General features: G+C 74.0%; 25 protein-coding genes and 1 pseudogene. 13 read left to right on the forward strand and 13 right to left on the reverse strand.

Translation table 11 applies throughout. From position 1 onward, the window contains the following. Nucleotides 1-32: 32 nt before the first annotated feature. From AC0HI0_RS39755 to dapD, 4 genes and pseudogenes are all read right to left on the reverse strand, one after another. Nucleotides 33-326 carry a DUF1330 domain-containing protein gene (locus AC0HI0_RS39755; RefSeq protein ID WP_480934493.1) on the reverse strand — a complete coding sequence of 98 codons (294 nt, stop codon included), beginning with the start codon at nucleotides 324-326 and terminating at the stop codon, nucleotides 33-35. Between the two features lie 30 nt (nucleotides 327-356). Beyond that, a pseudogene (locus tag AC0HI0_RS39760) lies at nucleotides 357-1766 on the reverse strand (MFS transporter); the annotation flags it as partial. After that, nucleotides 1763-2221: a MarR family winged helix-turn-helix transcriptional regulator gene (locus tag AC0HI0_RS39765; protein WP_480928621.1), complete on the reverse strand. Its 459-nt coding sequence runs from the start codon at nucleotides 2219-2221 to the stop codon at nucleotides 1763-1765. The pseudogene AC0HI0_RS39760 and the gene AC0HI0_RS39765, both read right to left, overlap by 4 nt. Before the next feature lie 122 nt (nucleotides 2222-2343). Further along, complete coding sequence (gene dapD, locus AC0HI0_RS39770) at nucleotides 2344-3315, reverse strand: 2,3,4,5-tetrahydropyridine-2,6-dicarboxylate N-succinyltransferase (RefSeq protein WP_480928622.1); 972 nt, start codon at nucleotides 3313-3315, stop codon at nucleotides 2344-2346. 25 nt (nucleotides 3316-3340) lie between these two features. Here dapD and dapE point away from each other — a divergent pair, with 25 nt between their 5' ends. Genes dapE through AC0HI0_RS39785 form a run of 3 tightly spaced genes read left to right on the forward strand, consistent with a single transcriptional unit; the run spans nucleotide 3341 to nucleotide 5782 of the window. Next, the gene (gene dapE / locus AC0HI0_RS39775) at nucleotides 3341-4408 is read left to right on the forward strand and encodes a succinyl-diaminopimelate desuccinylase (protein ID WP_480928623.1); all 1068 of its coding nucleotides are present in this window, start codon (nucleotides 3341-3343) and stop codon (nucleotides 4406-4408) included. A 22-nt stretch (nucleotides 4409-4430) separates the two neighbouring features. Beyond that, nucleotides 4431-5201 (forward strand): LOG family protein, encoded by a 771-nt coding sequence (locus AC0HI0_RS39780; RefSeq protein WP_480928624.1) that lies wholly within the window; start codon nucleotides 4431-4433, stop codon nucleotides 5199-5201. Between the two features lie 5 nt (nucleotides 5202-5206). Next, nucleotides 5207-5782, forward strand: coding sequence for an LOG family protein (locus AC0HI0_RS39785; protein ID WP_480928625.1), 576 nt, complete (start codon nucleotides 5207-5209; stop codon nucleotides 5780-5782). Between the two features lie 8 nt (nucleotides 5783-5790). Here the strand turns inward: AC0HI0_RS39785 and AC0HI0_RS39790 are convergent, their stop codons facing one another. Further along, on the reverse strand, nucleotides 5791-6156 hold the full coding sequence (locus tag AC0HI0_RS39790; RefSeq protein ID WP_480928626.1) for a DUF3224 domain-containing protein: 366 nt from the start codon (nucleotides 6154-6156) through the stop codon (nucleotides 5791-5793). A 36-nt stretch (nucleotides 6157-6192) separates the two neighbouring features. Beyond that, nucleotides 6193-7710, reverse strand: coding sequence for a CocE/NonD family hydrolase (locus AC0HI0_RS39795; RefSeq protein WP_480928627.1), 1518 nt, complete (start codon nucleotides 7708-7710; stop codon nucleotides 6193-6195). A gap of 89 nt (nucleotides 7711-7799) precedes the next feature. On the opposite strand from AC0HI0_RS39795, the gene folP reads away from it, so the two are divergent. Then, nucleotides 7800-8669, forward strand: coding sequence for a dihydropteroate synthase (folP, locus tag AC0HI0_RS39800; RefSeq protein ID WP_480928628.1), 870 nt, complete (start codon nucleotides 7800-7802; stop codon nucleotides 8667-8669). A 736-nt stretch (nucleotides 8670-9405) separates the two neighbouring features. Here folP and AC0HI0_RS39805 read toward each other — a convergent pair. From AC0HI0_RS39805 to AC0HI0_RS39815, 3 genes are all read right to left on the reverse strand, one after another. Continuing rightward, on the reverse strand, nucleotides 9406-9963 hold the full coding sequence (locus AC0HI0_RS39805) for a cytochrome ubiquinol oxidase subunit I (RefSeq protein ID WP_480934494.1): 558 nt from the start codon (nucleotides 9961-9963) through the stop codon (nucleotides 9406-9408). Between the two features lie 109 nt (nucleotides 9964-10072). Then, a complete protein-coding gene (locus AC0HI0_RS39810) occupies nucleotides 10073-10276 on the reverse strand; it encodes a hypothetical protein (protein WP_480928629.1) in 204 nt (67 codons plus the stop codon). A 12-nt stretch (nucleotides 10277-10288) separates the two neighbouring features. Continuing rightward, nucleotides 10289-10495, reverse strand: a complete 207-nt coding sequence (locus tag AC0HI0_RS39815; protein ID WP_480934495.1) for a cytochrome ubiquinol oxidase subunit I — start codon at nucleotides 10493-10495, stop codon at nucleotides 10289-10291. A 36-nt stretch (nucleotides 10496-10531) separates the two neighbouring features. On the opposite strand from AC0HI0_RS39815, the gene AC0HI0_RS39820 reads away from it, so the two are divergent. From AC0HI0_RS39820 to AC0HI0_RS39845, 6 genes are read left to right on the forward strand one after another with little or no spacing between them, the layout of a single operon-like run. Further along, nucleotides 10532-10870 carry a PadR family transcriptional regulator gene (locus tag AC0HI0_RS39820; protein WP_480928630.1) on the forward strand — a complete coding sequence of 113 codons (339 nt, stop codon included), beginning with the start codon at nucleotides 10532-10534 and terminating at the stop codon, nucleotides 10868-10870. Continuing rightward, the gene (locus tag AC0HI0_RS39825) at nucleotides 10867-11103 is read left to right on the forward strand and encodes a permease prefix domain 1-containing protein (protein WP_480928631.1); all 237 of its coding nucleotides are present in this window, start codon (nucleotides 10867-10869) and stop codon (nucleotides 11101-11103) included. The genes AC0HI0_RS39820 and AC0HI0_RS39825 overlap by 4 nt, the downstream gene beginning before the upstream one ends. After that, a complete protein-coding gene (locus AC0HI0_RS39830) occupies nucleotides 11093-11410 on the forward strand; it encodes a hypothetical protein (protein WP_480928632.1) in 318 nt (105 codons plus the stop codon). Before AC0HI0_RS39825 ends, AC0HI0_RS39830 begins: the two co-directional genes overlap by 11 nt. 57 nt (nucleotides 11411-11467) lie before the next feature. Then, on the forward strand, nucleotides 11468-11767 hold the full coding sequence (locus AC0HI0_RS39835; RefSeq protein WP_480928633.1) for a DivIVA domain-containing protein: 300 nt from the start codon (nucleotides 11468-11470) through the stop codon (nucleotides 11765-11767). Next, on the forward strand, nucleotides 11754-12164 hold the full coding sequence (locus tag AC0HI0_RS39840) for an SRPBCC family protein (protein WP_480928634.1): 411 nt from the start codon (nucleotides 11754-11756) through the stop codon (nucleotides 12162-12164). Before AC0HI0_RS39835 ends, AC0HI0_RS39840 begins: the two co-directional genes overlap by 14 nt. Next, on the forward strand, nucleotides 12161-12697 hold the full coding sequence (locus AC0HI0_RS39845) for a DNA-3-methyladenine glycosylase I (protein ID WP_480928635.1): 537 nt from the start codon (nucleotides 12161-12163) through the stop codon (nucleotides 12695-12697). The genes AC0HI0_RS39840 and AC0HI0_RS39845 overlap by 4 nt, the downstream gene beginning before the upstream one ends. Before the next feature lie 8 nt (nucleotides 12698-12705). Here the strand turns inward: AC0HI0_RS39845 and AC0HI0_RS39850 are convergent, their stop codons facing one another. Together AC0HI0_RS39850 and AC0HI0_RS39855 are read right to left on the reverse strand one after the other, a co-directional pair. Next, entirely contained in the window at nucleotides 12706-13485 is a 780-nt protein-coding gene (locus AC0HI0_RS39850; RefSeq protein WP_480928636.1) for an enoyl-CoA hydratase-related protein, read from the reverse strand. A gap of 1 nt (nucleotide 13486) precedes the next feature. After that, nucleotides 13487-14281, reverse strand: coding sequence for a PaaX family transcriptional regulator (locus AC0HI0_RS39855; protein WP_480928637.1), 795 nt, complete (start codon nucleotides 14279-14281; stop codon nucleotides 13487-13489). A 262-nt stretch (nucleotides 14282-14543) separates the two neighbouring features. Between AC0HI0_RS39855 and AC0HI0_RS39860 the strand changes: the two genes are divergently transcribed. Together AC0HI0_RS39860 and AC0HI0_RS39865 are read left to right on the forward strand one after the other, a co-directional pair. Beyond that, complete coding sequence (locus tag AC0HI0_RS39860) at nucleotides 14544-14711, forward strand: DUF3117 domain-containing protein (RefSeq protein WP_012783412.1); 168 nt, start codon at nucleotides 14544-14546, stop codon at nucleotides 14709-14711. 90 nt (nucleotides 14712-14801) lie between these two features. Further along, nucleotides 14802-16229, forward strand: coding sequence for a leucyl aminopeptidase family protein (locus AC0HI0_RS39865; protein ID WP_480928638.1), 1428 nt, complete (start codon nucleotides 14802-14804; stop codon nucleotides 16227-16229). Here the strand turns inward: AC0HI0_RS39865 and AC0HI0_RS39870 are convergent. Further along, entirely contained in the window at nucleotides 16217-17089 is an 873-nt protein-coding gene (locus tag AC0HI0_RS39870) for a LysR family transcriptional regulator (RefSeq protein ID WP_480934496.1), read from the reverse strand. The two genes, AC0HI0_RS39865 and AC0HI0_RS39870, sit on opposite strands and share 13 nt — an antisense overlap. A 56-nt stretch (nucleotides 17090-17145) precedes the next feature. On the opposite strand from AC0HI0_RS39870, the gene AC0HI0_RS39875 reads away from it, so the two are divergent. After that, nucleotides 17146-18315 (forward strand): MFS transporter, encoded by a 1170-nt coding sequence (locus AC0HI0_RS39875; protein ID WP_480928639.1) that lies wholly within the window; start codon nucleotides 17146-17148, stop codon nucleotides 18313-18315. An 18-nt stretch (nucleotides 18316-18333) separates the two neighbouring features. Here the strand turns inward: AC0HI0_RS39875 and AC0HI0_RS39880 are convergent, their stop codons facing one another. After that, nucleotides 18334-19692 (reverse strand): hypothetical protein, encoded by a 1359-nt coding sequence (locus AC0HI0_RS39880; protein ID WP_480928640.1) that lies wholly within the window; start codon nucleotides 19690-19692, stop codon nucleotides 18334-18336. Between the last annotated feature and the right edge of the window lie 9 nt (nucleotides 19693-19701).

Genomic DNA, 19701 nt, shown 5'->3' on the forward strand with positions numbered 1-19701 from the left:
ACCCGAGCACGGCCCCGCGCGGCCTCGGTTCGTCAGTCGAGGCCCTCGATGATGCGGAAGTCGCGCTCGACGCCGTCGGCGAGCACGGCCAGCGCCTCCTGGTAAGCCTCGGTCGCGTGGGCGGCGACCGCCTGTTCGAAGCTGTCGAACTCGATCAGGACGGTGCGCTCGGCGATTCCGGCGTCGTGTGCGACGACCCGGCCGCCGCGCGCGAGCAGCCGCCCGCCCGCGGCCTTGACGGCCGGACCGGCCAGCGCGGTGTAGGCGGCCAGCTTCTCGGGGTCCGCGATGGTGCGGTAGGCGCTGATCCAGTAGCCCTTGGGCATGGAACCTCCTGTGTCGGGATGGGTGCGTCCGACTTGCGGGTCGGTCTCGGGTGGGCGTCGGCGGGCGAGGGCGAGGGCGAGGGCGGTCGTCGTCGTGATCGCCATCGCGGCGACGCCGATCATGGCCGCCGTCGTGTAGGCGTCGTCGTTCGGGAAGAGGCGGCCCGTGGCGGTGCCGGCGGCCAGGACCAGCCCGCCGATGGCGCTGCCCAGGGCGTACCCGACGCTGCGGACGACGTAGTTGAAGCCCATGGCGCTGGACGTCTCGCTCTTGGGGGTGACGGCCAGGATGACGCCGGGCACGGCGGCCGAGAAGCCGCCGACGCCGAAGCCCAGCACGCCCATGGCCACGAGCAGTTCGGCCAGGCCGGACCGGGCGGTGGCGAACAGGACGAACCCGCCGCCGACGACGGCGGCGCTGCCGGCCAGGAGCAGGGGGCCGTCGACCCGGTCGCGGACCCGCTGCGTGAGCTTGCCGGCGACGAACCCCAGCACGGAGAACGGGACGAGGACCAGCCCCGCCGCGAAGGTGGTCAGCCCGAAGCCGTAGCCGGCGCTGTGCGGCGTCTGCGCGTAGCGGGTGATGAGCGTGAGCAGGAGGTACATGCCGCTCCCGCCGACGAACATGGCGATGTTCGCCCCGGCGACCGCCGGGTGCCGCACCGCGCGGACGTCGACCAGGGGCGTCTTGGTCCGCAGTTCGGAAACGGTCCAGGCGCAGAGCAGGAGCACGGCGGTGCCGGCCAGGGTCGCCGCCACGGCGAGGTGCCGGCTCCACAGGTCCCTCTCGCCGGCCAGGAACAGGACGAGGAGCAGTCCACCCGCCAGGACGACCGCGCCGACCACGTTCACGCGGGCGGAGCGGCCTGCGGGAGCCTCGGGCACGGAGCGCCACGCGGTCACGAAGGCGATGGCCGTGACGAGCAGGCCGAGGCCGTAGGCGGCCCGCAGCCCGCCGAACTCGGCGAGCAGCGCGGCCAGCGGGTAGCCGACGCCGGCCCCGATGATGGAGACCACGGAGATCAGCGCGATCGTCGCCGCGCTGATCTCCTCGGGGAGGTGGTCGCGGGCCACGCCCATCATCAGCGCCGTCAGACCGAGCCCGACGCCCTGGGCCGCTCTGCCCACGACCAGCCAGGCGAACGGCAGCGGCAGCACGGTGAGCGCGCTGCCGACGACGACGACCGCCAGCGTGGCGAGGATCGCGGCCCGCCGGTGCGGACCGGCTCCCAGCCGGCCGAGGACGGGTGTGGCGACGGCACCGCTGAGCAGGGAGATGGTCAGCGTCCACTGCGCGCTGTCGAGGGGGACGTGGAACGTGGTCGCCACGCTGGTGATGAGCGGGGTGCCGAGGCTGGCGACCGCCGCCACGACCAGGGCGACGAACACCAGGGAGGGGACCAGCGGACGTGCCCCGGAGCGGATCGGGGCCGTGCTCACCGGTCCGACCCCGCTCGGGCGCGGCTTTCCAGCTCCGCCAGGTGCAGCAGCGCCGGCAGGGCCGCTGCCAGGGCCTCGACCTCGTCGCCGGTGAGCTGGTCGACCAACCGCGCGTAGGCGTCGACGCCCGCCCGGTGCCGCGTCCGGACGTACGCCGCGCCGGCCTCGGTCAGGCGCACCAGCGTGACCCGCTTGTCGGACGGATCGCCCTTCCGCTCGACCAGCCCGGACTCCTCCATCACCCGGACCAGGACGGTCATCGCGGGCTGGGTGACGCCCTCGGCCGCCGCCAGGTCGGTGATCCGTCGCGGGCCGGTCCGGTCCAGGGTGGCCAGGGTGGCGGCGGAGGTCAGGCTCAGGTCGCGGGGAAGCCGGCGCACGGCCCTGGTGGCCAGGCCGTAGAGGGCCGACCCGATGGCGTCGGAAGCGCCGTGCGCGGCGTCTCGGCTGCTCACGCCGGGAACATAGCAGGTTTATATGAATCCTTTATGCATCTCTGGCGGGGAGGTGGTCGACGTCGACGCCGACCACCTCGAACCCGTGGCCCTCCAGCCGCCGGGCGTCGCCGCCCGACGGATCAGTCGTTGGAGTGGAGAGCGGCGTTCAGCTCCACGCCGGTGCCCTTGCGGGGCTTGACCTTGATGGCCCCGGTGGTGGAGTCGCGGATGAACAGCAGGTTCGGGACGCCGGAGAGGGTGGCGGCCTTCACCACCGTGCCGTCGTCGGCGGTGATCTTGGTGCCGGCGGTGATGTAGAGGCCGGCCTCCACGACGGTGTCGTCGCCCAGGGAGATGCCCACGCCGCCGTTCGCGCCGATCAGGCAGCGTTCGCCGATGGCGATGACCTGCTTGCCGCCGCCGGACAGGGTGCCCATCACCGACGCGCCGCCGCCGATGTCCGAGCCGTCGCCGACGACCACGCCGGCCGAGATGCGGCCCTCGACCATCGACGCGCCCAGGGTGCCGGCGTTGAAGTTCACGAAGCCCTCGTGCATGACCGTCGTGCCGGACGCCAGGTGCGCGCCCAGGCGCACGCGGTCCGCGTCGGCGATGCGGACGCCGCTCGGCACGACGTAGTCCACCATCCGGGGGAACTTGTCCACCCCGTAGACGGTCACCGGGCCACGGGCGCGCAGCTTGAGGCGGGTCTCCTCGAAGCCCTCCACCGCGCACGGGCCGTAGTTGGTCCACACGACGTTGTTGAGCAGGCCGAACACGCCGTCCAGGCTCTGGCCGTGCGGGCGGACCAGGCGGGCCGACAGCAGGTGCAGGCGCAGGTACGTGTCGTAGGTGTCGGCGGGGTTGTCGGTCAGCGCGGCGATGCCCACCCGGACGCCGACCACCTCCACGTCGCGGTCGGTGTCCTCGCCGAGTTGGCGGGCCGCGGGTTCGCCCAGTTCGGCGGCGACCTCGGCGGCGGACAGCCGGACCGTGCCCGCTTGCGCCTCGCCGAGCTTCGGCGACGGGAACCAGACGTCCAGCACGGAACCGGTGGAGGTGACGGTGGCCAGGCCGACGCCGTACGCGCCGGTGGGGTTTGCGGTGCTCACGGGACCAAACGGTAACCTGCCGCGCGTGGCCGACACCTTGCACCTCGCTGCCGATCCCGTCGAGCTGACCGCCGCGCTGGTGGACGTGCCCAGCGTTTCCGGCGAGGAGGCCGAACTCGCCGACCTGGTGGAGCGCTCGCTGCGCGCGCAGACCGGGCTGGAGGTGATCCGGTCCGGGAACTCGGTGCTGGCCCGCACGAACCTCGGCCTGGCCGGGCGGGTGATCCTCGCCGGGCACCTGGACACCGTCCCGGTGAACGACAACCTGCCGTCACGGCTGGTGGACGGCGTGCTGCACGGGCTGGGCACGTGCGACATGAAGGGCGGTGACGCGGTGATGCTCAACCTCGCCGCGACCGTCGACCGCCCCCGGCACGACCTCACGTTCGTGTTCTACGACTGCGAGGAGGTCGAGGCGGCGCGCAACGGGCTCGGGCGGATCGAGCGGGAGCTGCGCTCCTGGCTGGACGCGGACCTGGCGATCGTGTGCGAGCCGTCGAACGCCGTCATCGAGGCGGGGTGCCAGGGGACGATGCGGGTCGAGCTGCGCACGTCCGGGGCCCGGGCGCACACCGCGCGCGGGTGGATGGGCGTCAACGCGATCCACGCGGTGGGCGAGGCGTTGCGGCGGCTGGAGGCGTACCAGGCGCGCACCGTGGACATCGACGGGTGCGTGTACCGGGAGGGGCTGCAGGCGGTGAAGATCGCCGGCGGCGTGGCCGGGAACGTGGTGCCGGACTCGTGCGTCCTGTCGGTCAACCACCGGTTCGCGCCGGACCGGACGCCGGAGCAGGCCGAGGCGCACCTGCGCGAGGTGTTCTCGGGGTTCGACCTCGTGGTGACGGACTTCGCCGCCGGGGCGCTGCCCGGGTTGGGCGCCGAGGCGGCGCAGGAGCTGGTCCGGGCCGCCGGCGGCACGCCGGTGGCCAAGCTCGGGTGGACGGACGTGGCGCGGTTCGCGGCGCTGGGGATGCCCGCGGTGAACTTCGGGCCGGGTGACCCGACGCTCGCCCACACCCGGCAGGAGAACGTCCCGGTGAACCAGATCCGACAGTGCCGGGAAGTGTTGCACCGCTTCCTGAACGAGGGCTGATCACGGGGATAGACTCGCGCCAATGAGTGACCAGAACGGCGTCGACGAGCACCCCAAGGAGAAGCAGCGCGGACCGGTCGTCCTGCGCCGCAAGCGCCGTGAGGAGCTGACCACCACCGACCAGCGGCTGCTCGACTCGCGCGGCCCGACGGACTGGGTGCACACCGACCCCTGGCGGGTGCTGCGGATCCAGGCCGAGTTCGTGGAGGGCTTCGGGGCGCTGGCCGAGGTGCCCAGCGCGGTGACCGTGTTCGGCTCCGCGCGCACCGGCCGCGACCACCCCGAGTACGAGACCGGGCGCAAGCTCGGCGGCGCGCTGGCCGAGGCCGGGTTCGCGGTGATCACCGGCGGCGGTCCGGGCGCGATGGAGGCGGTCAACCGGGGCTGCTCGGAGGCGGGCGGGTTCTCCGTCGGGCTGGGCATCGAGCTGCCGTTCGAGCAGGGCCTGAACCCGTGGGTCGACCTCGGCGTGAACTTCCGCTACTTCTTCGTCCGCAAGACCATGTTCATCAAGTACTCGCAGGCGTTCATCTGCCTGCCGGGCGGGTTCGGCACGCTGGACGAGCTGTTCGAGGCGCTCACCCTGGTGCAGACCAAGAAGGTCACCAAGTTCCCGGTGGTGCTGTTCGGCAAGTCCTACTGGCAGGGCCTCTACGACTGGGTGAAGGACTCGGTGATGGGCGGCGGCAAGGTCGGCGACAAGGACCTCGGGCTGCTGCACCTGACCGACGACATCGACGACGCGGTGCGGGTGGTCCTGGAGGCGCACCAGGCGTGGGCGGACGCGCATTGACGGCCGTGACGGTGTACTGCGGCTCGCGTCGCGGCGTGCCGGAGTCGTACCTCGCGCTGGCCACCGAGGTGGGCGCGGAGATCGCGCGTCGCGGCTGGTCGCTGGTGTGGGGCGGCGGTCGGACGTCGATGATGGGCGCGGTCGCGGAGGCGGCGCGAAAAGGCGGCGCACGCACCGTCGGCGTCATCCCGCACGCGCTGGTGGACCGGGAGTGGGCCGACGAGGACGCGGACGACCTGCTGCGCGTGGACACCATGCGGGACCGCAAGGCGTTGATGGAGGCGCACGGCGACGCGTTCCTGGCGTTGCCGGGTGGCATCGGCACCGCCGAGGAGCTGTTCGAGGTCTGGACGGCGCGGGTGTTGGCGATGCACGCGAAACCCGTGGTGCTACTGGACGTCGACGGCCACTACTCGGGGCTGCTCGCGTGGCTCGCCGAGCTGCGCGAGCGCGGGTTCGTGTCGCAGTTCGCGCTGGACCTGCTGGTGGTGGCGCAGGACGTGGGCACCGCGTTGGACGCCTGCGCGGGTCGACCCGGGGGCGGTCCGGTGGGGCCGCCGCCCGGTGAGCCCACCGCCTGACGGCGCGGTCAGCCGAGGGTGTAGTCCAGGGTGATCAGCTCGTGCTCCACCTTGACGGTGCCGGTGATGCCGACGAGTTCGCCGGTGCCGGAGTCGGGGATGATCACGCCGTAGAACGCGGGCCCGGCGGCCGACGTGGTGGCGGCGTGCTGGAAGACGAACGTGCCCGCGCGGCCGTCCAGGCTGCCCTGGAACTTCTCGATCGCCACGTAGCCGGCCGAACCCCCCACCGGTTGGCAGGTGGTGAGTTCGGCCGTGCTCGTGCCGTCGAGGGCACCGGTGAAGGTCTTGCCCACCGTGACGCGGCCGAGCCGGGGCTCGGTCTCGTCGGCGATCGTGTCGTCCCAGCGGGTGATGGTGAACTTCGATTCCATGCGGTGGAGGGTGGCAGCGGTACCTGTCAGGTGCTGTCAGCTTCGGGGGACGGTGAGCCGGGAGTCCGCGCCGAACGTGACGGTGGACCCGAGCGTGCTCTTGCCGCCGTAGCGCAGGTCGACGGTGTCCACGACCAGCACCAGGCGGTTGCCGGCGGCCACGTCCCACACGGTCGGTTCCAGGTCCAGGTCGACGGTGCGGGTGCCCGGCGGCAGGGTGATCGGTTTGTGGGTGACGAGCGCGCCCAGGCCGAGCGCGTTCACCTCGTAGAGGTAGGCGAACAGGCTGGTCCTGGGGGCCGTCGTGGTCACGGTGAGGTGCGCGCGCGGGGTGCCGGCGACGGTCGTGCGGCTCCGCTGGACCGGGCCGCGCCACACCGCTGCCGCGTTGCGGTCGATCAACGGGGTGGCGACGCCCGTCGGGATGTTCAGGAAGCCCTGCAACGCGCCGGTGACCAGGACCGTTCCGCTCTCGGCGATGGTGGGCCACCCGGTGCCGATGCGGTCGCCGGCCAGCGCCACGGTGTCGGTCGTGGCGGTCACGGCCGGCCAGGACGCGTAAGAGCGCCAGCCGCCGCCGTTGTTGGGCTTGAGCTGCACGGGGGCTTCGCGGTCGATGCCGTTGTCGATGGCCTTGAGGTGGCGGTCGAACCAGCGGCCCACCGAGTCCCAGATCTCGTTGGGCAGGCCCGCCGCGCCGAACGCCTCCGCAGTGGCGTGGTCGCCGGGCGAGAGCATCAGCCGCTTGGGGCCGGGCAGCCGCTGGAAGAAGTCGGTGACCTGGCCGGGCGGGAACAGGCCGTCGTTCCAGGCGTTGCCGATCAGCACGGCGGCCTTGATGCCGTCCACCTTCGACGCGGGGGAGCGCGGCGGCGAGATCGGCAGCACGTCGGCGAACCGGTCCTGCCGGTAGGCGGCCTCGGCCTCGCGCAGCACCGGACCGGGCCGGCCGGTCAGGTGGCCGGCGGCGAGCAGGAGTTCCACGGCCTGCGCGCTGACCGTCTCGTTCGGGTAGAGCGAGCGGGCCAGGTCGGTCCACGTGCTCAGGGCCGCCACCGCCTTGACCCTCGGGTCGGCCGCGGCGGCGAGCAGCGACTGGCCGGCGCCGTAGGAGATGCCGCCGACGCCGACCTTCGCCGGGTCGCCGGCCGCGTGCGCGATGCCCCAGTCGATCACCCGGCTCACGTCGGCCACGGTGTCCGGGCCCGCCACGTCGATCTCGCCGGCCGAGTCGTGGAAGCCCCGGCTGGTGTAGCTGATCACCGAGTAGCCCGACTGGTAGGCGAGCTTGGCCGCCGCGCCGACGTACTCGATGTTGTTCACGCCCCAGCTCGACGGCAGCACGAGCAGCGGGAACGGCCCGCCGCCGCGCCCGGTCGGCTCGACCACGAACGCCTTGAGCGGCGTGCCGCCCTGGCCGGGGATGGTCTCGTAGGAGACGGTGAAACCGGGGGTCGCCCAAGCCGGTGGGGCCAGGACCAGACCTGTCATCGCGATGAGCAGCAGGGTGAGCGTCCGGCGCACGCAGTCCTCCTCGACCGTGACCTGGATCACGCAGGGTGTTACCGGGGAGTAAAGCAGAGTCCTACTCGTGGGTAGCAATGGGCTGTGACGCAGTTCACCCACACGGAGGACGTGGCACGATGAGCGGCATGCGGTTCGGCGAGCGGGACGTGCCCCAAGATCGCGCGCTGGTGATGGCGATCGTCAACCGGACGCGGGATTCCTTCTACGACAAGGGGTCCACCTTCGGCGACGAGGCCGCGATGGCGGCCGTCGACCGGGTGGTGGCCGAGGGCGCGGACGTCGTGGACATCGGCGGGGTCAAGGCGGGGTCCAAGGGCGAGCCGGTGGACGCGGTCGAGGAGGCCCGCCGGGTGGTCCCGTTCGTGGCCGCCGTGCGCGAGCGCCACCCGTCCCTGGTGATCAGCGTCGACACCTGGCGGCACGAGGTCGGGCGCGCGGTGTGCGAGGTCGGCGCGGACCTCATCAACGACACGTGGGCGGGCGCGGACCCCCGGTTGGCCGAGGTCGCGGCCGAGTTCGGGGTGGGCATCGTGTGCTCGCACACCGGCGGGCTGCCGCCGCGCACCGACCCGCACCGCGTCCAGTACGAGGACGTGGTGGCGGCCGTGGTGGCCGAGCTGGTGGCCCGCGCGGAGCGGATGGTCGCCCTGGGCGTGCCGCGCGAGGGCGTGCTGATCGACCCGACGCACGACTTCGGCAAGAACACCTGGCACGGCCTGGAGCTGCTGCGCCGGTTGGGGGAGCTGGTCGACACCGGGTGGCCGGTGCTGATGGCGTTGTCGAACAAGGACTTCGTGGGCGAGACGCTGGGCGCGGACCTGGACGACCGGGTGGACGGGACGCTCGCCGCGACGTCCGTGGCGGCGTTCCTGGGCGCGAAGGTGTTCCGGGCGCACCAGGTCCGGCGCACCCGCCAGGTGGTGGAGATGGTGGCCGGCATCGCGGGCACCCGGCCGCCGGCGAAGGTGCTGCGGGCGCTGGCCTGATCCACTGTGGACCACCGGGTGGCCGGGGCTCGCTCGGCGTGCCGGCGGTCGCGGTAGTGGCCGGGAACGGCCGCGAGCCGGGCGTGCGGGCCGCGCTGGGTGACGGCGGCCGGCACCCGGTCGCCGTGGCTCGGGGACAGGCCCTCCACGGGTTCGTCGAGCAGCGCGCGGGCCAGGATCAGCCGCCGGCCGCCGGACAGCTCGGTGCCGTGCTCGCCGACGACGGTGTCCCAGTCGACGTCGAGGTCCGAGATCCGGGCCGCGCGGTCCAGTTCCGCCAGGGTGGCCTCGGGTTTGGCGAACCCGACGTTGGCGCGGACCGTCCGGTGGAACACGTGCGCGCCGGCCAGGTCGCGCAGCAACGCGCTCTCGCCCGCGCCGCTGGGCCCGACCACGCCGGTCCGGCGGGCGGTGATATCCGCCAGCGGCCGCCGTGGTGGTCGTGGTCGGGCGGCCAGGACATCGCGGATCCTGGTCAGCGAGGGGCGGGCTTCGGCCCAGCTCTGCGCCGCGGTGACGGGGGGCGACCTCCAGGGCCGCCACCGCGCCGAGCACGACGTGGGCGGGTTCGCCGCGCGCCAGGAAGACCAGCGCGGTGTCGGACCGCATGGCCACGGCGAGGCCGGCGAGTGCGGCGGTGGCGAGCGAGCCCGCCGTTCGACCAGCGGCACCGAGCCGGCCCCGCCGCCGAGCACGGACGCGAGCAGTTCGGCCTGCGCCAGGACCAGGACGGCGGTCACCACGCCCAGCAGCGCCGACGTGACGACGTACCGGCGGTCAACGTGCCGCACGGGACATCCACCACGTCGCCCACTGGAACCCCGCGACCAGCGAGAGCACCGGCACGACACACACCGCTGCGGTGCAAAGAAAAGCAGCCGATAAGGCGACCGGCGCATTGACGACCAGGCGGTGGCCAACAACGCCGACGCGATTGCCGCGCCCACCCAGCCGTGTGCGGGTTCGCGCACCGATCCGCCGAATGCCAGGACAGGAAAACCGCGCCGTGCAAGAGGAACAGCACGACGATCCCGAACGCCCACAGCACCGCCGGCCCGCCCAGCACGTCGCCGAGCAGCACACCCACCCCGCCGCGACGAGCAGCGCCGATCAGCACCCCGTCGGCGACCGCCGGCACGGCGAACACGGCGGTGAAGGCGACGAACGAGCACAACATCGCGTCCCGGCTCACGTCCGACACCGCGTCCTCGGTTCGCAGCAACCCGTAGACCAGCCACGGCTGCCGCCCTATCTCCCGGAACAGCCACCCGCCGATCGCCGCGACGAACGGCAGCGGGGGTGCCGATCACCATCAGGTGCAGCGGGAAGCGCAGCTTGACCACCCAGTCGCGCTACAGCAGCGGCAAGGTCAGCCGGCTCACCAGCCCCGGTACCAACCCGATCTAGATCATGAAACCGAGCCCGGCCGCACCCGCGCCGGCGGCGGTCGCCTTGTCCGGCTGGAACCGCCCGAGCACCGGGAACCGGGCGAACCCCATCCCGATCAGGCCCGGCGTGGCGGGCGAGGTGATCACCACGCCCAGCCGCGGCACACCGTCGCGCTCCTCGTGCCAGACGGGGTGCTGGAGGAACGCGTTGGCGACCATGATCCACAACGCTCACGCGTACGCGGCGAGCGCGATCAGCCGGATCAGCGCCGGCTGCGCCCGCCGGTCGAGCCGGTCCCACCCGACCTGGAACTCCATCACGATCCCGGTCGCGATGCCCAGCGCGTAGTTCACCACGTAGATCCGGCCCCGGAACCGCGTCATCCGCGCGTGCACCAGGTTGCCGGACAGTGCCGCCCGGGTCCGGGTTTTCCGGATGTGCCCCGGATCCCGCCACCCGTAGACTGCCTACCTGTGAAGTCGGACGCGCTGCGCGGCCACCTCGACGCGTTGTTGCTGGCCACCCTCGACGGTGGTCAGCTGCACGGCTACGCGATCATCGACGCGCTGCACCGGCGCAGCGGCGGCGCGCTGGAACTGCCCACCGGCACCGTCTACCCGGCGCTGCGCCGGCTGGAGACCGCCGGACTGGTGGCCGGCGAGTGGAGCACGGTCGGCGGGCGGCAGCGCCGCACCTACCGGCTGACCAAGGCGGGGCAACGGGCGCTGGCCGCCGAGCGCACCGCGTGGCGCGAGTTCACCACCGCGATCGAGGGCGTGCTGGGAGGCGGGCCGCAGCCGGCGCAGGCGTGATCGACGAGTACCTGTCCGGCCTGGACCGCAGGCTGCGCGGACCGGCGCAGGTGAAGGACGACCTGCTCGCGGAAGCCCGCGACAGCCTGGACGACGCCGCCGCGGCCTACGCCGACGGCGGCCTGGACGTCGAGCAGGCCCAACGCCGCGCGGTGGCCGAGTTCGGGCCTGTGCACCGGATCGCCCGGGCCTGCTCGCCCTCGCGCACGACGTGCACACCCTGTGGACGCTGATCCTGGTGCTGCCGCCGGCGCACGTGCTGTCGGAGCTGAACCGCTGTGCGCGCTGCTGGTGGGCCGGCTGCTCGCCCGGCGCGGCACCAGCGCGCTCACCCTGGCCCGGCTCGCCGGGGCGGTGGCCGTGGTCGCGGTCGGCGTCGACGTGGCCGCCACCCCGGCGATCACCGTCGCCACCGCGCAGGTCGACGTGGGCCGGCTGCTGATGTCCCCGCCGGTCGGGGCGGCCACCGCGGTCTGCCTGGTCATCATGGGTCGGCCGGCCGTGCCGGCCCGGCGCTGCCTGGTGTTCGCGGCGGTCTGAGAGCCGTTCCGCCGTTTCCCCGCGCCCACCCCACACCGCGTGTGCCACGATCCTCCCGTGACCACCGCGCTCATCTACCTCGTCGTCATGGTCCTCGTGGCGGCCGTGGTGTTCCTGCTGGCCTCACTCGTCTTCGGGCGCGGCGAGGAACTCGCCCCGCTGCCGCCCGGCGCGTCGCCGACCAGGCTGCCCGCCGACGCGGTCTCCCCGGACGACGTGCGAGGTCTCCAGTTCCAGCAGGTCTTCCGGGGCTACAAGATGACCGAGGTCGACTGGGCCCTGGAACGGCTGGCCGCGGAGGTGGCCCGGCTCCAGACCCGCGTCGACGAGCTGGAAGCCGCCCGTGACCCGGCTTGAGCTGTCCGTCCCGGTGGCCGCCCCGGCCGAGACCACCTGGGCGGCGCTGACCGACTGGCCCCGCCAGGGCGAGTGGATGCTCGGCACCGAGGTCCGGGTGACCGCCGGCGACGGGCGCGGCGTGGGCACCGAGCTGTCCGCGTTCACCGGCCTCGGCCCGATCGGCTTCACCGACACCATGGTGGTCACCGAGTGGGACCCGCCGCGCCGCTGCGCCGTCCGGCACACCGGTCGGGTCGTGCGGGGCACCGCGGAGTTCCGCGTCGTGCCGCACGGCGGGCGCAGCGAGTTCGTCTGGTCCGAGGACATCCCCGCCCTGCTGGGCCTGGCGTTCGCCCCCGGCGTGCGCTGGTCCCTGCGCCGCTTCGCCGAGTTCGCCCGGGAGTACCACCGATGATCCGTTGCCCGTGGGGCGACAGCACGCCGGACTACCACGACTACCACGACACCGAGTGGGGTGTGGAGCTGCACGGCGACGTGGCCATGTTCGAGCGGATGTCCCTGGAGTCCTTCCAGTCCGGCCTGTCCTGGATCACGATCCTGCGCAAGCGGGAGAACTTCCGCACCGCGTTCGCCGGGTTCGAGCCCTCGGTCGTCGCCGAGTACGGCCAGGACGACTTCGACCGGCTGATGGCCGACGCGGGCATCGTCCGCAACCGGGCCAAGATCAACGCGACGATCAACAACGCCCGCGCGGTCGGCGAGCTGGACGTGCCGCTGGACGACCTGCTCTGGTCGTTCGCGCCGGAGACCCACGAACGCCCGGCGACGACGGCGGACGTGCCCGCCGTCACCGCCGAGTCCAAGGCGATGGCCAAGGAGCTCAAGCGCCGGGGCTTCGTGTTCCTGGGCCCCACCACGTGCTACGCGCTGATGCAGGCCACCGGCATGGTCGACGACCACGTCGCGGCCTGCTTCCGCGCGAGCTGAACGACCGGTCAGCGCCCGGTGAACCGCGCCGGGCGCTTGGCCACGAACGCCGCCACGGCCTCCTTGTGGTCGGCGGTCGCCCCGGCTTCTGCCTGCGTGCGCGCCTCGACCTCCAGCGCGGCGGCCAGCCCGCCGGAGAACGCCATCGCCTCCTTGATCTTGGCGTAGGCGGTGGTCGGCCCGGCCGCGAGCCCGCGGGCCAGCTCCAGCGCGGTGGCGAGCGCCTCGCCGTCCGGCACGACCTGGTTGACCATGCCGATCCGCAGCGCCTCCTCGGCCCCGACCGGCTGCGCCAGCAGCATCATCTCCATCGCCCGGCCGTGCCCGATCAGCCTCGGCAACGTCCAGGACGCGCCCGAGTCCGCGGTCAGGCCGACGTTCGCGAACGCCATCAGGAACTTCGCCGACGCGGCCGCGATCCGCAGGTCGCACGCGTAGGCCAGGGACGCGCCCGCGCCCGCCGCCGTGCCGTTGACCGCCGCGATCACCGGCTTGGGCATCGCCACGATCGCCTTGACCAGCGGGTTGTAGTGCTCCTCCACGGTGCGCAGCGGGGCCGGGTCGCCCGCGTCGAGCAGCCCGATGTGCTCCTTGAGGTCCTGGCCCGCGCAGAACGCCCGCCCCGCCCCGGTGATCACCACCGCGCGCACCGACTCGTCGCGCGCGGTCTCGCCGACCGCCGCCAGGAGCTGTTCCTTCAGCGCCACGGTGAACGCGTTGAACGACTCCGGGCGGTTGAGGGTGAGGGTGCGAACGCCGTCAGCGTCGTCGATGAGGAGTTCGGACACGTCAAGGACCTCCGGTGTTGTCGATTCCCAGGCTGTCGTCCACGAACCGGCGCACGGCGGGCGCGAGCCGCGCGGTATGCCGGTCGAAGAACTCCGCCGCCGCCCGCCCCGGCCAGTCGGCCGGCAGCAGCTCGCGGGGGAGCCCCGGGTCGCGGAACAGGAACTTCCGCCACGCGTGCAGGAACCGCTGGGACGCGGCGAACGCGGCCGCCGGGTCCGAACCGTCCACAGCGGACACCACGGGCCCCCACTCGGCCACGAACCGGGCGTAGTCCGCGCCGAGGGTGTCCAGGTCCCAGGCCCGCGCGGCCAGGTCGGCGGGCGCACCCTCGTGCTCGCCGTGGAACGTGCTCGCCGCCACACCCTCGGTGGCCAGCACGTCGGCCAGCTCCGGCGACGGCCGCGGTGCGATCCACGTCACGGGGCCCAGCGCGCCGTAGCCGAGCAGTTGCAGCGAGGAGGCGAGCCGGTCGCGGGCCTCGCGCGCGGGCAGCTCCTCCAGCACCACCACGTGCCAGCGACCGTCCCAGGTGGAGGGCCGGGTGCGGTAGATGCGGGCGGCGGCCTCGTCCAGCCGGCGCTCCGCCCGGGGCGTCATCGCGTAACCGGGGCCGGACGCCAGCCGCACCGGCTCCAACCAGCCCTGCCGCACCGTCCGGGACACCGCCGTGCGCACCGCCGGCGCCGCGAAGTCGAGGGGTTCGAGCAGCCGGACGAGGGCGGCGATCGTCGCGGCGCCACCCCGCTCGCGGAGGTGGCCGCCGTAGACGTCGAAGAGCGCCGAACGTGCCCGCACGAGATCGGAGTCTGTCAGGGCGACCCCGCGACACGCCACAGACCGCGGAATTGGTCACGACCGGATGACGGTGAATGCGCGGCCGAAAATCGTTGGCGCACGGTGATCCTGGCGCTGAACTGCGCGGAGGCGAAGATCGTCGGCAAGTCACGGATCGGTTGGAAAGATCGGTTCGGTTTCGCCGGTGAGTCCGCATAGGGGAGAATGGGCCGAGTATCCGGCCCTGGTCGGACGGGGAAGATGTTGACGGAGGGAGCACGCGATGGCGGCCATGAAGCCCCGGACCGGCGACGGTCCCCTTGAGGTCACCAAGGAGGGGCGTGGCATCGTGATGCGCGTTCCGCTTGAGGGTGGGGGACGTCTAGTCGTCGAGATGTCGGCGGACGAGGCCAACGCCCTGGGCGACGCCCTCAAGGCAGCCGCTGGCTGAGCCGGAGCGAGAAACGTCAGGCCCCGGTTTCCACTGTGGAACCGGGGCTGCGCTTCGTCCTGAAACACCCGAGCCCCCGAGGAGTCCCCCGTGCGCCTGCCCGTGCCCGCCCCGCTCGTCGCCGTCGAGGCCGCCAGCTCCCTCCGGCGCGGCGTGGGCCGGGTGGTGCTGGCCGCCGCGGGCGAGCCGCCGCTGCTCGGACCGGGTGGTGAGGACGTCGAGGTGTCCGCCGGTGTCTCCGGCGCGGCGGGTGCCACGCACGAGCGGGACGGCCACTGGGTGCTCGGCATCGGCGACGCGACCCCGTCCGACTGGCGCACGGCGGGCGCGTCCCTGGCCCGCGCGCTGGACGCCGCCGCCGAACGGGACGGCGGCCTCACCTTCGACGTGCGGCTCACCGGGGACGCCGACGTGCGGTCGTTCGTGCTGGGGCTGGCGCTGGGCGGCTACCGGTTCAAGGTGACCGGCGAGCCCGCGCCCAGGCGCGTGAAGTCGCTGCGGCTGGTCGGCGCGTCGGCGGATGACGTTCGTCACGCCGTCGACCTGGCGCGCGCGACCTCGCTGGCCCGCGACCTGACCAACGCGCCGTCCAACGTGAAGGACCCGGACTGGCTGGCCGCCTCGGCGGACAGGGCGGCCTCCGGCGTGCCCGGCCTGGAGGTCGTGGTCCGGGACGAGAAGTGGCTGGCCCGCGAGGGTTTCGGCGGTGTGCTCGCGGTCGGCGGCGGCTCGGCGCGCCCGCCCCGGCTGGTCCACCTGACCTGGTCCGGCCCGGCCGGCACCCCGGCGGACGCCCCGCACCTGGTGCTGGTCGGCAAGGGCATCACCTTCGACACCGGCGGCATCTCGGTGAAGCCGGCCGACGGCATGCACCTGATGCGCACCGACATGGCGGGCGGCGCGGCGGTGATCGGCGCGCTGGTCGCCATCGCCCGGCGCGGCCTGCCGGTCCGGGTCACCGGCCTGGTGCCGTGCGCGGAGAACCACGTGTCCGGCTCCGCCTACCGGCCCGGCGACGTGGTGCGGCAGTACGGCGGCACGACGACCGAGGTCACCAACACCGACGCCGAGGGCCGCCTGGTGCTGGCCGACGCGCTGGCGTACGCGGTCCAGGAGTTGAAGCCCGACGTCCTGGTCGACGTCGCGACCCTGACCGGTGCGATGAAGGTCACCCTCGGCACCCGGACCGGCGGCCTGTTCGCCAGCGACGACGAGATCGCCGCGCGGGTCGCCGCGGCCGGCGAGCGGACCGGCGAGGCGTGGTGGCGGATGCCGCTGCCGGACGACCTCGCGGACGCGGTCAAGAGCGACATCGCCGACCTGCGGCAGATCCCGCCCGGCCCCGGCGGCATCACCGCGGCCCTGTTCCTGCGCGAGTTCACCGCCGGCCTGCCGTGGGCCCACCTGGACATCGCGGGCCCCGCCCGCGCGGACAAGAACTACGCCGAGGTGGTGGCCGGCGCGTCCGGGTTCGCCGCGCGCACGCTGGTCGAGTTCGCGGAGCACTACCGCGACTGACCGGTGATGTGCTCCCGGAACGCCCGCACGGCCGGCGGCACCGGGGCGTCGGCGAGCCAGACCAGGGCGATCTCCCGCGCGGCCCGGGGGCTCAGCGGGAGTTCGACCAGCCCGGTCGGCCCCTCGGCGTGCGGCAGCAGCGCCACCCCCAGACCGGCCGCGACCAGGCCGCGCACGGTCTCGGTCTCCTGCCCCTCGAACGCCAGCCGGGGCGTGAAACCGGCCGCCGCGCACAGGTCGTCGGTGATCTGGCGCAGACCGTAGCCGCGTTCCAGCCCCACGAAGTCCTCGTCGGCGAGTTCGGCGACCCGCACCGCGGCCCGGTCGGCGAGCCGGTGGCCGGGTGGCAGCACCAGCACCAATTCCTGCTCGCGCACGACGGTGTGCGCGAAACCCGGCCGGTCCGGCGGCGGCGCGACCAGGGCCAGGTCGACCACCCCGGCCGCCAGGTGCGCCAGCACGGCCTGGCGCGAGTCCTGGACCAACCGGAACCGCACCTGCGGGTGCTCGGCCCGGAACCCGCGCACCAGTTCGGGCACCAGCGAGCGGCCCAGCAGGTGCAGGAAACCCAGCGCCACCAGGCCCCGGGACGGGTCGACCTCCTCGGCGGCGGCCCGGTGCCCGGCCTCCAGCACGGCCAGCGCCCGGTCGGCGGCGTCGGCCAGCAGCCGCCCGGCCCGGGTCAGCCGCACCCGCCGGCCGCTGCGCACCACGACCGGCGAGCCGAGCGCGTCGCCCAGGGCGGACAGCCAGCGGCTGACCGTGGGCTGCGGGACCCCGACGGCCTCGGCGGCGTGCGTGACGTGCTCGTCGCGCCCGAGCGCGCGGAGCACCGCCAGCTTGGGGGCCAATTCATCCATCACAGTATTGATTTTGGCCGAATGCCGTATTGGACGCATAGTTTAGCGTCGGAAACATGCCCAGTCGCCTCACCACGGCCACCGTCGCCACGGGTTTGGCGACCTTCGCCCTGCTGTACGCGCCGCAGCCGGTCCTGCCGCAGATCGCCGCCGAGTTCGACCTCCGGCCCGGCTCGGCGTCCCTCGCGGTGAGCGCCGCGACCGGCGCGCTCGCGGTGGCCGTGATCCCGTGCGCGGTGCTCGCCGAGCGCATCGGGCGGCGCAGGGTGATCGTGTGGTCCGTGCTCGCGGCGGCGGTGATCGGCCTGCTGCTGCCGCTCGCCCCGACCTACCCGGCGTTCCTGGCGCTGCGGGTGTCGCAGGGCTTGGCGACGGCGGGGATCCCGGCCGTGGCGATGGCGTTCCTGGCCGACGAGGCCAAGGCGGTGGGCGCGGCGATCGGCGCGCTGATCGCGGGCAACAGCGCGGGCGGCATGATCGGCCGGCTGCTGGCCGGGATCGCCACCGACTGGGCCGGGTGGCGCGGGGCGCTCGCGCTGGTGGCGGGGTTCAGCCTGGTGTGCGCCGCGGTCACGGCGGTCTACCTGCCGGCCGGCAAGCCGACGACGAGCCGGGAGCGCGGCCTCAGGTCGGCGTTCACCGACCGGGTGCTGCTGGCCCAGTACGCCGTGGCGACGCTCGGCGTGGCGGCGTTCATCTCGCTGTTCAACGTCGTCGCGTTCCGGCTGGCCCTGCCGCCCGGGGTGGCGTCGCTGGTGTTCCTGGCCTACGCGGCGGGCGGCGCGTGCTCGGCGCTGGCGGGCAGGCTCGCCGACCGGCACGGCCGCGCCCGGATCGCCCTGGCGGCGCTGGCCGTCACCGCGCTGGGCGCGGTCGCCACGGTGCCGGACAACCTGGCCGCCATCGCCGCCGGCCTGGTCGTCTTCACCGGCGGGTTCTTCGCGGTGCACGCGGTGGCCAGTTCGTGGGTGGGCGCGCGGGCGAAGGCCAAGGGCCCCGCGTCGGGCGTCTACCTGTTCGCCTTCTACCTGGGGTCCAGCGCCGGCGGCACGGCCGGCAGCACCGCCTACCAGTCGTGGGGCTGGTCCGGCCTGGTCGTCCTGGTGCTCGCCTGGCTGGCCCTGGCCGCCCTCGCGGTGAGCACCGCCGCCCGTGCCGGCGGGCCGGCCCCCGCGCCGACGCCCGACGCCGACGTGATCACGACCGGCCGCCCGTCCACCACCTGACCGCGCGCCCCCGGCGGCTCAGAAGTCCAGCGGGACGGTGACCGGGGTCGGCGCGTCGACGGTGGTCTCGCCGGCCACCGGCAGCCGGACCTGCCCCGAGGTGACCGAGACGCTCACCGACCGGACGTCGGCCGGCACCTCCACCACCACCGCGACCGGGAACGTGTCCCCGCCCAGCCGCGCGCCGACCTGCGGCGCCCGGCTGCCGTCCGGGAGGGTCACCGCGACCAGGTCCTTGGTGACCGTCGCGCCCGCCGCCTGCGGCAACCCCCGCCCCTGCAACCGCAGCTCCAGCAGCGCCTTGTCCGGCGCGGACGCGGTGGCCAGCACGTACCGGTCCTCGAAGCTCACCGGCCGCTGCCGCCCCAGGCGCACCCGGGGGATCTCCAGCTCCCCCGCCCGGTCGCCCACCTTCACCGGCAGCGAGACCGGGCTCGGTGCGGCGGGCCCGGCCGGGCGGCCCAGCACGGCGGGCACGTCGGTCAGCGGCTTGCCGCCCGGGACCTCGATCCGCTGCTCCAGCGACAGCGCGCCGACGGTGTCGAGCACCAGCGCCTCCGGCCCGCCCGCGTCCGGGACGGTGTAGACGACCAGCACCGAACCCGTCTCCGGCAGGCGGTCCACGACCAGCCGGTGCCGCCGGCCGGGCAGTTGCAGGAACAGCTCCGGCGGCTGGGGCGCCCAGCCCTGCCACGGGCCCTGCCCGAACGCGGTGTCGGTCTTGGTCAGCCGTTCCACCGACAGCCGCAGCACGCGCAGCCGCACCCCGTGCTCGGCGCGCAGCTCGCCCTCGTCGGTGGTCCACGACTCCGGGCTCCCGTAGCCGGTGATCCTGGTCGCCAGCTGGTCGTCGCGGACGGTCCCGCACGCCTCGGGCAGCGCGCGGCCGTCGTCGGGCAGCACGGCCAGGAAGTCCGGCCCCGCCTCGCCGACGCCCTGGTCGGCCTCGGCCTCCCGGCCGTCCGTGCGCACCAGCTTGCCCAGCGGCGTGCTGCGGTTGCCCGGCGCGGGCACCTGCGGCGGCTGGACCTCCAGCCGGACGCCGCCGTCGCCCCGCTCCACCTCCTTGAGCGGCACCGGCACCCAGTCGGTCGTCGCGCCGGTGCCCGGCACCTGCACCGGGCCGCACCACAGCCGGGTGTCGACCTCCTCCGCCTGCCCGGCGCGGGCGAACCAGCAGCTCACCGCCGCCTGCCCGGCACGGGCGACGTAGCCGAAGCTCAGCGTGTAGCTGAGTTCGGCCTCCGCCTCCATCTGCAAGCCCTGCGGGTCCACCACCGGCCGGCCCCCGATGGTGAGCGCGGGTGCGGCGGCCCGCTCCGGCACCGCCGCGCACCCGGCCGCGAGCAGCACGACCAGGCCCAGCACCCAACGCATGTGGCCCCC

The organism is Saccharothrix sp. NBAS 001 (assembly GCF_056640475.1).